A 13,106-nucleotide genomic window follows, 5' to 3' on the forward strand; every position below is an offset into this window, starting at 1 on the left:
TACGACCGTGACCACACTCACCAAGACCGAGGGCGCACCTGCCCCGACCGGGTCGGACACGTTCCTCTCGGTACGCGACCTGCGTGTCCAGTTCTCCACCGAGGAGGGCACGGTCAAGGCCGTCGACGGCCTCTCCTTCGACCTGGCGCGCGGCCAGACGCTGGGCATCGTGGGCGAGTCGGGCTCCGGCAAGTCGGTGACCAACCTGTCCATCCTGGGCCTGCACGCCCCGGAGACCACCACCATCACCGGTGAGATCCTGCTCGACGGCGAGGACCTCACCGATGTCTCGGACAAGCAGATGGAAAAGCTCCGCGGCAACAAGATGGCGATGATCTTCCAGGACGCGCTCACCGCGCTGTCGCCGTACTACACGGTCGGCCGGCAGATCGCCGAGCCGTTCGTGAAGCACACCGGCGCCTCCAAGAAGGAGGCGCGTGCGCGGGCGATCGAGATGCTCGGCAAGGTCGGCATCCCGGACCCCAAGTCCCGGGTCGACGACTACCCGCACCAGTTCTCCGGCGGTATGCGCCAGCGCGCCATGATCGCCATGTCGCTCGTGTGCAACCCCGAACTGCTGATCGCCGACGAGCCGACCACCGCCCTCGACGTGACGGTCCAGGCGCAGATCCTCGACCTGCTCAAGGACCTCCAGCAGGAGTTCGGCTCCGCGATCATCCTGATCACCCACGACCTGGGCGTCGTGGCGAACGTCGCCGACGATCTGCTGGTCATGTACGCGGGACGCGCCGTCGAGCGCGGCACCGTACGTGAGGTGCTCAAGCAGCCGCAGCACCCGTACACCTGGGGTCTGCTCAGCTCGATGCCGCGGCTGGCCTCCGACGTCAACGAGCCGCTGCGGCCCATCCCGGGCACCCCGCCCAGCCTGCTGAACCCGCCGACCGGCTGTGCGTTCCACCCGCGGTGCGAGTTCGTCGACGTCGTCGACGGGAACGGCCGCTGCGTCAAGGAGCGGCCCGAGCTGCCCGTGGGACGGGGCTCCGCCTGCCATCTGACGCTGGATCAGAAGCAGCAGATATTCATTGAGAAGATTCAGCCCCGGCTGGGCTGATGTACCGGCGACTGGGGCTATGACCATGAGCGAGAAGAACACGAACACCGTCGTCAGTCAGACGACAGCGCCTGCGGGCACCGCTGCTCCCGGCGAGCCGCTGATGGAAGTGAAGGGCCTGACCAAGCACTTCCCGATCTACGGCGGCTTCCCCATCAAGCGGAAGGTCGGCGCCGTCCAGGCGGTCGACTCCGTCGACCTGAGTGTCTTCCCCGGGGAGAGCCTCGGCCTCGTCGGCGAGTCGGGCTGCGGCAAGTCGACCACCGGCCGGCTGCTCACCCGGCTGCTGGAGCCGACCGCGGGCACCATCTCCTACGAGGGCCGCGACATCACGCACGCCAACCGCAGGCAGCTGGCGCCGATCAGGTCCGAGATCCAGATGATCTTCCAGGACCCGTACGCGTCGCTCAACCCGCGGCAGACGGTCGGCACGATCATCGCCAGCCCGATGGAGATCAACGGCATCAAGCCGCCCGGCGGCCGTGAGGCCAAGGTGCGCGAGCTGCTGGAGACCGTCGGCCTCAACCCGGAGCACTACAACCGCTTCCCGCACGAGTTCTCCGGCGGCCAGCGCCAGCGCATCGGGGTGGCCCGCGCGCTCGCGCTCCAGCCCAAGCTCATCGTCGCCGACGAGCCGGTCTCGGCCCTGGACGTCTCCATCCAGGCGCAGGTCATCAACCTGCTCCAGGAGCTCCAGCGCGACCTCGGCATCGCCTTCGTCTTCATCGCGCACGACCTGTCGATCGTGCGGCACTTCTCGCAGCGGGTCGCCGTGATGTACCTGGGCAAGGTGGTGGAGGTCGCCGACCGCGACTCCCTCTACAACCGGCCCCGTCACCCGTACACGCACGCCCTGCTCTCCGCCGTGCCCGAGACGGACATCGACGTGGAGAAGCGCGAGCGCATCCGGCTCTTCGGCGACGTGCCTTCGCCGATCATGCCGCCGTCCGGCTGCCGGTTCCGTACCCGCTGCTGGAAGGCGCAGGACAAGTGCGCCACGGAGGAACCGCCGCTGGTCCAGATCTCCGGCAACAAGCCGGGCCATCTGACCGCCTGCCACTTCCCCGAGGACCCCACCACCGAGGCCCGCGAAGAGGACGTCATCCTCGACCCGGCGCTGCGGGCCCTGGAGAAGGACCTGGAGCCGGAGGACCGGCCGTAGCACAGAGGCGCCCGTACGGACGCCCGCCCCGCACCCCGTTCGCACCCTTTCCCGCGCACCGTCGCGAAAAGGCGTTGCGGGCGGGGTGCGGCGCGCTCGACAGTACGTCCATGTCTCTTACCGTGCGGCCCGCCGTACCCGACGACGCTCCCGCCATCTGTGAGCTGCTCAACGCGATCGACGTGATCGAGATAGGCCGGCCCGAGACCGATCTGCACGAGGTGCGGGACGATCTCGGCCACCCCGGCGTCGACCTCGCCAAGGACTCCTGGCTGGCGTACGAGGACGGCCGGCTCGTCTGCTACGGCCTGATGTGGGACGACTCCGGCGACGAGCGCATCGGCATGGACCACTATCTGCTGCCCGGCAGCGCCGCCGCGGGGGTGCGGCTGTTCGAGCTGATGGAGGGACGGGCCGCCGAACGGGCCCGCGCGAACGGCGCCGGGCGCGCCGTCGTCCATATGCACCTGAACACCGAGCCGACCCTGGACACCGCGGTCATCGAGGCGCGCGACTGGCGCCGGGTCCGCCGCTACCAGGTGATGACCCGTGACGTCGCGGCCCTCGGCGCGGCGCCGACCCCGCCGCCGGGCGTACGGGTACGGGACTGTACGGCCGAGGCCGACCGGCGCGTCGCGTACGAGCTGTGCGAGCTGACCTTCGCCGACCACTTCGACCACCGGCCGCGCGGCTACGAGGAGTGGCTGGAGCACCAGGGCGGCGACCGGATCGACTGGTCGCTGGTGTGGATCGCCGCGGCCGAGGGGATCGGCGACGCGGCTGTGCTGATCGGCGGCAACGAGCGGGAGTCGATGGGCTGGATCCCCAACCTCGGTGTGGTCAAGGACGCCAGGGGCCGGGGGATCGGCGGGTTCCTGCTGCGACACGCCTTCCACGCCTTCGCCGGACGCGGCCGGGAGACCGTGGGCCTCGGCGTCGACACCGAGAACGCCACCGGCGCGCTGAAGCTCTACGAGGCGAACGGCATGCGGCTGCACTTCGCCGTGGACACCTGGGAGCTGATCGTGCCGGTGTGACCCGTCCCGAGGGCTGTGACTCGTACAGCCCTCAAGAAAGTGCGGTTCGACACCGTATGGGGTGTATTTGGGTTCAAGTGAGATCTGGGCCTGAAAGGGAGGCACTCCATGCGTGGAGCCACACACGCCAAGTGGGCCGCTTGTGCGGTGGTCGTCGCGCTGACCGCGACGGCCTGCGGCGGGGACAGCGACAGCGGCAGCGGAAGTGGCAGTGGTGGCGGCTCCGGCGGGGTGCTGAGCGCCTCGTGGGGTGACCCGCAGAACCCGCTGGAGCCCGCCAACACCAACGAGGTGCAGGGCGGCAAGGTCCTGGACATGATCTTCCGGGGTCTCAAGCGCTACAACCCCAAGACCGCCAAGGCCGAGAACGCCCTCGCCTCCAGCATCACCACGAAGGACTCCAAGACCTTCAACATCACCGTCAAGAACGGCTGGACGTTCAGCAACGGTGAGAAGGTCACGGCGAAGTCCTTCGTCGACGCCTGGAACTACGGCGCGAATCTGAAGAACAACCAGAAGAACGCGTCGTTCTTCCAGTACATCGCCGGCTACACCGACGTGCACCCGGAGACCGGCCAGCCCAAGGCGACCACCATGTCGGGGCTGAAGATCACGGGTGGCCAGACCTTCACCGCCACGCTGTCGCAGCCGTTCTCGACCTGGCCCGACACCCTGGGCTACGCGGCGTTCGCGCCGCTGCCCAAGGCGTTCTTCAGCAACCACTCCGCGTGGCTCTCCAAGCCCGTCGGCAACGGCCCGTACACGGTGGACAAGTACACCAAGGGCTCCCAGATGTCGCTGCGCACCTGGAAGAAGTACCCGGGCGACGACAAGGCGCAGAACGGCGGCGTGGACCTGAAGGTCTACACGGACAACAACACCGCCTACACCGACCTGACGGCCGGCAACCTCGACCTGGTCGACGACGTGCCCGCCGCGCAGCTCAAGAACGTGAAGTCGGACCTGGCGGGGCGCTACATCAACACCCCGGCCGGCATCATCCAGACGCTGGCGTTCCCGTTCTACGACAAGAAGTGGAACGGTCCGAACTCGGCGAAGCTGCGCACCGGCCTGTCGATGGCGATCAACCGCGCGCAGATCACCAAGACCATCTTCCAGAACACCCGCACCCCCGCGACCGACTGGACCTCGCCGGTGCTCGGCGCGGCCGGCGGTTACAAGGCCGGGCTCTGCGGCTCGGCGTGCGACTTCAACGCGGCGCAGGCCAAGAAGCTGATCCAGCAGGGCGGCGGCATCCCCGGCGGCAAGATGACCATCTCGTACAACGCGGACACCGGCTCGCACAAGGAATGGGTCGACGCCGTCTGCAACAGCATCAACAACGTGATGGGCAGCGGCAAGACGTGCGTGGGCGCCCCGGTCGGCACCTTCGCCGACTTCCGTAACCAGATCGGCCAGAAGAAGATGACCGGTCCCTTCCGGGCCGGCTGGCAGATGGACTACCCGCTGATCCAGGACTTCCTGCAGCCGCTGTACTTCACCAACGCCTCGTCGAACGACGGCAAGTTCTCCGACCCGAAGTTCGACAAGCTGGTCAACCAGGCCAACGCCGAGACCGACACGACCAAGGCGGTCAAGCTGTTCCAGCAGGCCGAAGAGGTCGTCAGGGACCAGATGGCGGCCATCCCGCTCTGGTACCAGAACGGCAGCGCCGGCTACTCGGACCGGCTGTCGAACGTCGCGCTGAACCCGTTCAGCGTGCCGGTCTACAACGAGATCAAGGTCAACTGACGCCGGACGGCGTGCGGCCCGGCCCACCACTGGCGCCGGGCCGCAGGCCGTTACCGGCGTCGTCCTGGCTCTGCACGCACCCCACGATCCCCGGAGTCCTCCATGGGACGATATGTGATCAGGCGTCTGCTCCAGATGATCCCCGTGTTCATCGGTGCGACGCTGCTGATCTTCCTGATGGTCAACGTCATGGGCGATCCCATCGCCGGTCTCTGCGGCGACAAGACCTGCGATCCGGCGACCGTGGCGCAGCTGAAGAAGGAATTCGGCCTCGACAAGCCGGTGTGGCAGCAATACCTGACCTACATGGGCCATCTCTTCCAGGGTGACTTCGGCACGGCCTTCAACGGCCAGAAGGTCATCGACCTGATGGGCTCGGCCTTCCCCGTCACCATCCGGCTGACCGTCGTGGCGATCGTCTTCGAGATCATCATCGGCATCACGCTCGGCGTGATCACCGGGCTGCGCAGGGGCCGCCCGGTCGACACCGGCGTCCTGCTGCTGACCCTGGTGGTCATCTCCGTACCGACCTTCGTCACCGGTCTGATCGTGCAGCTCGTGCTGGGCGTGAACTGGGGCATCATCAACCCCTCGGTCTCCACGTCGGCCCCGCTGGACGAGCTGATCGTGCCGGGGCTCGTGCTCGCGTCCGTGTCACTGGCGTACGTCACCCGGCTGACCCGTACGTCCATCGCCGAGAACAGACGCTCCGACTACGTGCGCACCGCCATCGCCAAGGGGCTGCCCAGGCGCCGGGTGATCGTCCGTCATCTGCTGCGCAACTCGCTGATCCCGGTGGTCACCTTCATCGGCACCGACATCGGCGGGCTGATGGGCGGCGCGATCGTCACCGAGCGGATCTTCAACATCCACGGCGTCGGTTACCAGCTCTACCAGGGCATCGTGCGCCAGAACACCCAGACCGTCGTCGGCTTCGTGACCGTCCTGGTCATCGTCTTCCTGGTGGCGAACCTGCTGGTCGACCTCCTCTACGCCGTTCTCGACCCGAGGATCCGGTATGCCTGAAGATCCCAACCGACCGCCGAACGAAGCCATCGCCGGCACAGGTGCCGGGGGCACGATGGACCTCGCCATGAGCGAGGGCAGCTCCGTACAGGGCGAAGGCCCCGAGGGCGGCGGCACGGACGACAAGCCACGCAGTCTCTGGTCGGACGCCTGGCGCGACCTGCGGCGCAACCCGATCTTCATCATCTCGGCGCTGGTCATCCTCTTCCTGGTGATCATCGCGATCTGGCCGCAGGCCATCGCCTCCCGCAACCCGCTGACCTGTGATCTCGGCAAGGCACAGGAAGGCTCCCAGCCGGGACACCCGTTCGGCTTCGACGGGCAGGGCTGCGACGTCTACACCAGGACCGTGTACGGGGCGCGCGCCTCGGTCACCGTCGGCGTCTGCGCCACCGTCGGAGTGGCCCTCATCGGCTCCTTCCTCGGCGCGCTGGCCGGGTTCTTCGGCGGCATCTCCGACTCGCTGCTGTCCCGGGCCACCGACATCTTCTTCGGCATTCCCGTCGTCCTCGGCGGGCTCGTCCTGCTGTCCGTGGTCAAGAGCTCCACCGTCTGGCCGGTGATCGGGTTCATGGTGCTGCTCGGCTGGCCGCAGATCTCCCGGATCGCGCGCGGCTCCGTCATCACCATCAAACAGAACGACTTCGTGCAGGCCGCGCGGGCGCTCGGCGCTTCGAGCACCCGGCTGCTGGTCCGGCACATCATGCCCAACGCCATCGCGCCGGTGATCGTCGTCGCGACCATCGCGCTCGGTACGTACATCTCGCTCGAAGCGACGCTGTCGTACCTCGGCGTGGGGCTCAAACCGCCGACCGTGTCCTGGGGCATCGACATCTCGGCCGCGTCGCCGTACATCCGCAACGCCCCGCACATGCTGCTCTGGCCGGCCGGCGCGCTGGCGGTCACCGTGCTCGCATTCATCATGCTCGGCGACGCGGTGCGCGACGCCCTCGACCCCAAGCTGCGCTGAGGAGTTGCGTCCCATGTTGCTCGAAGTGCGCGATCTGCACGTGGAGTTCCACACCCGCGAGGGCGTCGCCAAGGCGGTCAACGGGGTCAGCTACCAGGTGGACGAGGGGGAGACCCTGGCCGTGCTGGGCGAGTCGGGATCCGGCAAGTCCGTCACCGCCCAGGCGATCATGGGCATCCTCGACGTACCGCCCGGCAAGATCACCGGCGGCGAGGTCGTCTTCCACGGCCAGGACCTGCTGAAGCTCAAGGAGGAGGAGCGGCGCAAGATCCGGGGCTCCGAGATGGCGATGATCTTCCAGGACGCGCTGTCCTCGCTCAACCCCGTGCTCAGCGTCGGCGCCCAGCTCGGCGAGATGTTCATCGTGCACCGGGGGATGTCCCGCAAGGACGCGCGCGCCAAGGCCGTCGAGCTGATGGACCGGGTCCGGATCCCGGCCGCCCACCAGCGGGTGGGGGACTATCCGCACCAGTTCTCCGGCGGTATGCGCCAGCGCATCATGATCGCGATGGCGCTCGCGCTGGAACCCTCGCTGATCATCGCGGACGAGCCGACCACGGCCCTCGACGTGACCGTCCAGGCCCAGGTGATGGACCTGCTCGCCGAGTTGCAGCGCGAGCTGAACATGGGGCTGATCCTGATCACCCACGACCTCGGTGTCGTCGCCGACGTCGCCGACAAGATCGCGGTGATGTACGCGGGCCGCATCGTCGAGACCGCGCCGGTCCACGAGATCTACAAGGCACCGGCCCACCCGTACACCCGGGGGCTGCTGGACTCGATCCCGCGCCTGGACCAGAAGGGCCAGGACCTCTACGCGATCAAGGGCCTGCCGCCCAACCTGCTGCGGATCCCGCCGGGCTGCGCCTTCAACCCGCGCTGCCCGCGCGCCCAGGACGTGTGCAGGACGGACGAGCCGCCGCTCTACGAGGTGTCGTCGACCCGGCGGAGCGCCTGCCACTTCTGGAGGGAGACCCTCGATGACTGAGCCCATCCTGGAAGTACGGGACCTGGTCAAGCACTATCCGCTGACCCAGGGGATCCTGATCAGGAAACAGGTCGGCGCGGTGAAGGCCGTCGACGGCGTCTCCTTCGACCTCGGCCAGGGCGAAACCCTGGGTGTGGTGGGGGAGTCGGGCTGCGGCAAGTCGACGGTGGCGCGGATGCTGGTGCATCTGGAGGACCCGACGGCCGGCACGATCCGGTACAAGGGCGAGGACATCACCAAGCTGTCAGGGCGCGCGATGAAGACCGTCCGCAGGAACATCCAGATGGTGTTCCAGGACCCGTACACCTCGCTCAACCCGCGGATGACCGTCGGCGACATCATCGGCGAGCCGTACGAGATCCACCCCGAGGTGGCGCCCAAGGGCGACCGGCGCCGCAAGGTGCAGGACCTGCTGGACGTCGTCGGCCTGAACCCGGAGTACATCAACCGCTATCCGCACCAGTTCTCCGGCGGCCAGCGCCAGCGCATCGGGATCGCGCGCGGCCTCGCGCTGCAGCCCGAGGTCATCGTCGCCGACGAGCCGGTGTCGGCGCTCGACGTGTCGGTCCAGGCGCAGGTCATCAACCTGATGGAGCGGCTCCAGCAGGAGTTCGGGCTGAGCTACGTCTTCATCGCCCACGACCTGTCGATCGTGCGGCACATCTCCGACCGGGTCGCCGTGATGTATCTGGGCCGGGTCGTCGAGATCGGTTCGGACGCCGAGATCTACGACCACCCCACGCACCCGTACACGCAGGCGCTGCTCTCCGCCGTACCGCTGCCGGACCCGACGGCGCGCGAGCACCGCGAGCGGATCATCCTCAGCGGTGACGTGCCGTCACCGGCGAACCCGCCGTCCGGCTGCCACTTCCGTACCCGCTGCTGGAAGGCGCAGGAGAAGTGCGCGGTGGAGGACCCGGTCCTGGCGGTCCCGATGGTCTTCCGCGACGACACGGGCCCGGCGTCGCACCCCTCGGCGTGCCACTTCGCCGAGGAGAAGCAGATCGTCCCGGTCACGGGCCCGGAACCGGAACCGGACGGCGGCCGGGAGGCGGCGCCCGGCGCGGGCAGCGAGTCCGGTACGTGGCGGGAACTCGGCACGGGGCCCGGTACGGGCACGGAGCCCGGTACGTGGACCGAGCGTCCCGACGACCGGTGAGCGTGGGAGGATTCCGGGCATGCGTGACGAGACGATCGGCGACTTCCTCGACCGGCTGGCCGACCGGGTCCCGGCCCCCGGCGGCGGCGCTTCGGCCGCCCTGCACGCGGCCCAGGCGGCGGCCCTGCTCGGCATGGTGGCCCGCTACAGCACCGGTGAGAAGTACGCCGCCGACCGGGCGACCATCGAGCGGATCATCACCGAGACCGACGAACTGCGCGCCGCCGCGCTGCAGTTGGCGCAGGACGACGCCGTGGCGTTCACCGCGGTCACCGACGCCTACCGGCTGCCCAGGGCGGACGACGAGCAGAAGGCCGCCCGTTCGGCGGCCATCGCCACGGCCCTGGTCGGGGCGGGCCGGCCGCCGGCCGAGGTGATCGTCGTCGCCGACGTGGCCGTCACGCTGGCCGAGGAACTGCTGCCGATCGGCAACCGCAACGTCATCACCGATGTGGCCGCGGCGGCCGAGGCGGCGCGCGCCGCCGCCACCACCGCCCGGGTCAACGTCGAGATCAATCTGGGCGGGATCAAGGACACCGAGGTCAGCGCCGCGCTCGCGGCCGAGGCCGACCGGGTGGACCAGATCGCCGCCCGCGCCGAGCAGATCACGGTGGCCGTGCGCGAGGAGATCAAGAAGTGAGCGCGACGGTCCTGTCAGGCAAGGAACTCGGCGCCGCCGTACGCGCCGAGGCCACCGCGGCTGCCGCCGAGCTGGCCGCGTCCGGCACCCCGCCGAAGCTGGCGGTGGTGGTCGCGACCGCCGACGAGTCGAGCGCCTGGTACGTACGCTCGATCGCCAGATCGGCGGGGAAGGCCGGTATCGACTGCGAGATCGTCGACCTCGGCGCCGAAGCCACCGCAGAACAGATCGGCGACCGGCTGGCCGCGCTCAGCGCCGACGCGTCCGTGCACGGCATCATCCTGCAGACCCCGCTGCCCGCGGGGGCGGCCCTGGAGGACCTGGCGTCCGCCATCGCGTTCGAGAAGGACGTGGACGGCGCCAACCCGCTCTCGCTCGGCCGGCTGGCGGCGGGGCTCCCCGCCTTCGCCCCGGCCACCGCCGAGGCCGTGGTCGCGCTCCTCGACCACCACAAGGTCGAGCTGACCGGCCGTCATGTCGCCGTCGTCGGCCGCTCGACGGTCGTCGGCAAACCGGCGGCGCACCTGCTACTCGACAAGAACGCCACCGTGACGGTCTGCCACTCCCGCACCCGCGACCTGGCCGCCGTCACGTCGGCGGCCGACGTGGTGGTCGCAGCGGTCGGCAGGCCGGGGCTGATCACCGCAGCGCACGTACGGCCGGGGGCCGTCGTCGTGGACGTCGGCACCAACCCCACGGCCGACGGCGGCCTCGTCGGCGACGTGGACCCGTCCGTGACCGACCGGGCAGGCGCCCTGACACCGGTGCCGGGCGGCGTCGGCCCGGTGACCACGGCGCTGCTCCTCCAGCACACGGTCAAGGCCGCACAGGCGGCACGGCTCCGGTAGACGAGATCGGGCCGTACTCCGCACGAGACGCCCCCGGGCGGCCGGTACGGGCCGGACCCGCGCTGCCTGGGCCGGCGGCCTCGCACGGCGTCGTGCCGGGAGACGCCGTGGCGCGCTTTCCGGCCACGCCTGGGGTGGCCGGAAAGGGTCGATCAGCCGGCGGCCGGTCGGCCGCCCGGCAGGGACCGCTTGAGGAAGTCCACCTGGAGCAGCAGCATGTTCTCCGCGATCTCCTCCTGCGGCGTCATGTGCGTCGCGCCCGTGAGCGGCAGCACCTCGTGCGGCCGGCCCGCCGCCAGGAGCGCCGCCGACAGCCGCAGGGAGTGCGCGACCACCACGTTGTCGTCGGCGAGGCCGTGGATGATCATCATCGGCCTGGCCGGCTCCTGGGGCGCCGAGAGGCCGTCGTCGGTGACCAGCGAGTGCGCCGCGTAGACCTCGGGCTGCTCGTCCGGCAGGCCGTAGTAGCGCTCCATGTAGTGCGTGTCGTACAGCCGTACGTCGGTGACCGGCGCGCCGACGACCGCCGCGTGGAAGATGTCGGGGCGGCGCAGGACGGCGAGTCCCGCGAGCCAGCCGCCGCCCGACCAGCCGCGGATCGCGACCCGGCCGGTGTCCAGCGGGAAGCGTCCCGCGAGGTCCTGCAGCGCCTCGATCTGGTCGTCGAGGGCCAGCAGCATGTTGTTCTTGATCGACTTCTCCCAGCCGGGCGACCGGCCGGGCGCGCCACGGCCGTCGGCGACGATCACCGCGAAGCCCTGGTCGGCGAACCACTGGGACGTGAGGTGCGCGTTGTGTGAAGCGAGCACCCGCTGGCCGTGCGGGCACGCGTACGGGTCCAACAGAACCGGAAGCGGACCGTCCGATTCCTGATAATCGGTGGGGAGCAGGACGGCGCACGGAATCCGCCGTGCGCCCCCTTCGACGAACCGCGCGCGAGCCGTGAGCACCGGCTGCTCGGCGTACGAGACGATCGTCACCAGCGGCTTGCCGTCCCGCAGCACCTGCGCCGAGGTACCCGGCGTACCGGGCCTGGCCGAGGTCAGCACGGTCACCCGGCCGCCCCGTACCGCCGAATGCACCCCGGGCCCGGCGGAGAAGCGCTCCGTCCCCAGCTCGTTGACCCGGTACACATGGATCTCGCCGATCTCCGGCGCCGCCGCCTCCTCGCCGGCCACGGCCGACACCAGAACGTCGTGCTCACCGATGTCCAGCACCGACCGCAGCTGCAACTGCGGCCCGGTCAGTGCCCGGTCGCCGACCACCAGGACCCGTGCGCCCCCCTCGTCGGCGATCCGTACGAGCCGGCCGTCCGGCGCCCACGCCGGCACCCCGGCGAACAGCTCCAGCCAGGCCGGGTCCTCGTCCCTGTGCACCATCTGTGTCGCGCCGCTCGCCGGGTCCACCGCGAGATACAGCTGACTGCCCTGGTCACGGGTCTGGACGAGCAGCAGCGGGGCGCCGGCGGCCGACCAGTGCACCCGGGCCAGGTACGGGTAGCGCGCCCGGTCCCAGACCACCTCGGTACGCGACCCGTCGAGCCCCAGCAGGAACAGCGTCACGTCCGCGTTGGGCGTGCCCGCCGCCGGATACGCCACCTGCTCCGGCGCCCGGTCCGGGTGGGCCGGGTCGGAGATCCACCACCGGTTGACCCGCGCCGTGTCGGACCGCGCGACCAGCAGCCGGTCGGAGTCGGGCGACCACCAGTAGCCGCGCGAGCGGTCCATCTCCTCGGCCGCGATGAACTCGGCCAGGCCGTACGTCACATCGTCGTTCTCGGGGCCCGCCAGCTCCCGGTCACCCGTACCGTCCGTCCCGATCACCCGCAGCGCCCCACGGGCCACATAGGCCACATGGCGGCCGTCCGGGGCCGGCCTCGGGTCGATCACCGGACCCGGCACGGGCAGTTCACGTACCGCCGCGTCCCGCAGCCCGGTCGTGAACAGCCGCCCCGACAGCGTGAAGGCCGCCAGCTCGACCGCCCCGTCCACGGCGTACCCGACGATGCCCGCCGAGCCCTCACGGCTCCGCTCGCGTCTGGCCCGCTCCTGCGCCGAGAGCCGCTCACCGGCGCCGCCGAGCAGCAGCTCCGGATCGGCGGCCACCCGCTCGCGCACCTCACCGGCCGCCGCACCGGAGAGATCGACCACCCAGAGGCGGTTCACCCGGTCGGTGCCGGAGGCGGAACGCAGGAAGACCACCCGGTCGCCGTCGGGCGACACCGTGAACGAGCGCGGGGCCCCGAGGCTGAACCGCTGGGTGGTCGCGTACTGACGAGGGAACGAGAGCTGCGGCCGCAAGGTCATGAACCGAATCCTATGAGGCCGCGGTGGCCGTGCGCCCCCATGTGCTGCCGTGCTCCGATCGATGCGTTGGCACGGATAGTTATGATCCGTAGCGCTTGGTGGGTATGACTCTGCCGGGCACATGCACGCTGCGATGTTCCGACTGA

General features: G+C 69.8%; 11 protein-coding genes. 10 read left to right on the forward strand and 1 reads right to left on the reverse strand.

The features are described from left to right. The first annotated feature begins 7 nt into the window (after positions 1–7). The 10 genes from OHS57_RS25080 to OHS57_RS25125 all read left to right on the forward strand — a co-directional run bounded on the left by OHS57_RS25080 (position 8) and on the right by OHS57_RS25125 (position 10,654). Positions 8–1,072, forward strand: a complete 1,065-nt coding sequence (locus tag OHS57_RS25080) for an ABC transporter ATP-binding protein (protein ID WP_041984880.1) — start codon at positions 8–10, stop codon at positions 1,070–1,072. A gap of 103 nt (positions 1,073–1,175) precedes the next feature. Then, the gene (locus tag OHS57_RS25085; RefSeq protein ID WP_328585165.1) at positions 1,176–2,234 is read left to right on the forward strand and encodes an ABC transporter ATP-binding protein; all 1,059 of its coding nucleotides are present in this window, start codon (positions 1,176–1,178) and stop codon (positions 2,232–2,234) included. Positions 2,235–2,344: 110 nt separating this feature from the next. Beyond that, positions 2,345–3,271: a GNAT family N-acetyltransferase gene (locus tag OHS57_RS25090; protein WP_328583417.1), complete on the forward strand. Its 927-nt coding sequence runs from the start codon at positions 2,345–2,347 to the stop codon at positions 3,269–3,271. 108 nt (positions 3,272–3,379) lie between these two features. Further along, positions 3,380–5,023, forward strand: a complete 1,644-nt coding sequence (locus tag OHS57_RS25095) for a peptide ABC transporter substrate-binding protein (protein WP_041984875.1) — start codon at positions 3,380–3,382, stop codon at positions 5,021–5,023. Between the two features lie 102 nt (positions 5,024–5,125). Beyond that, a complete protein-coding gene (locus tag OHS57_RS25100) occupies positions 5,126–6,049 on the forward strand; it encodes an ABC transporter permease (RefSeq protein WP_041984873.1) in 924 nt (307 codons plus the stop codon). Continuing rightward, on the forward strand, positions 6,042–7,019 hold the full coding sequence (locus OHS57_RS25105) for an ABC transporter permease (RefSeq protein ID WP_328583418.1): 978 nt from the start codon (positions 6,042–6,044) through the stop codon (positions 7,017–7,019). The genes OHS57_RS25100 and OHS57_RS25105 overlap by 8 nt, the downstream gene beginning before the upstream one ends. A 13-nt stretch (positions 7,020–7,032) precedes the next feature. Beyond that, entirely contained in the window at positions 7,033–8,007 is a 975-nt protein-coding gene (locus OHS57_RS25110) for an ABC transporter ATP-binding protein (protein WP_041984868.1), read from the forward strand. Next, positions 8,000–9,166: an ABC transporter ATP-binding protein gene (locus tag OHS57_RS25115; RefSeq protein WP_328583419.1), complete on the forward strand. Its 1,167-nt coding sequence runs from the start codon at positions 8,000–8,002 to the stop codon at positions 9,164–9,166. Before OHS57_RS25110 ends, OHS57_RS25115 begins: the two co-directional genes overlap by 8 nt. Before the next feature lie 19 nt (positions 9,167–9,185). Continuing rightward, complete coding sequence (locus OHS57_RS25120; RefSeq protein WP_328583420.1) at positions 9,186–9,806, forward strand: cyclodeaminase/cyclohydrolase family protein; 621 nt, start codon at positions 9,186–9,188, stop codon at positions 9,804–9,806. After that, a complete protein-coding gene (locus OHS57_RS25125; RefSeq protein ID WP_328583421.1) occupies positions 9,803–10,654 on the forward strand; it encodes a bifunctional 5,10-methylenetetrahydrofolate dehydrogenase/5,10-methenyltetrahydrofolate cyclohydrolase in 852 nt (283 codons plus the stop codon). Before OHS57_RS25120 ends, OHS57_RS25125 begins: the two co-directional genes overlap by 4 nt. Before the next feature lie 152 nt (positions 10,655–10,806). Here the strand turns inward: OHS57_RS25125 and OHS57_RS25130 are convergent, their stop codons facing one another. Then, complete coding sequence (locus OHS57_RS25130) at positions 10,807–12,960, reverse strand: prolyl oligopeptidase family serine peptidase (protein ID WP_328583422.1); 2,154 nt, start codon at positions 12,958–12,960, stop codon at positions 10,807–10,809. Positions 12,961–13,106: the final 146 nt, after the last annotated feature.

This window comes from Streptomyces sp. NBC_00370, from assembly GCF_036084755.1.
Lineage (GTDB): Bacteria > Actinomycetota > Actinomycetes > Streptomycetales > Streptomycetaceae > Streptomyces.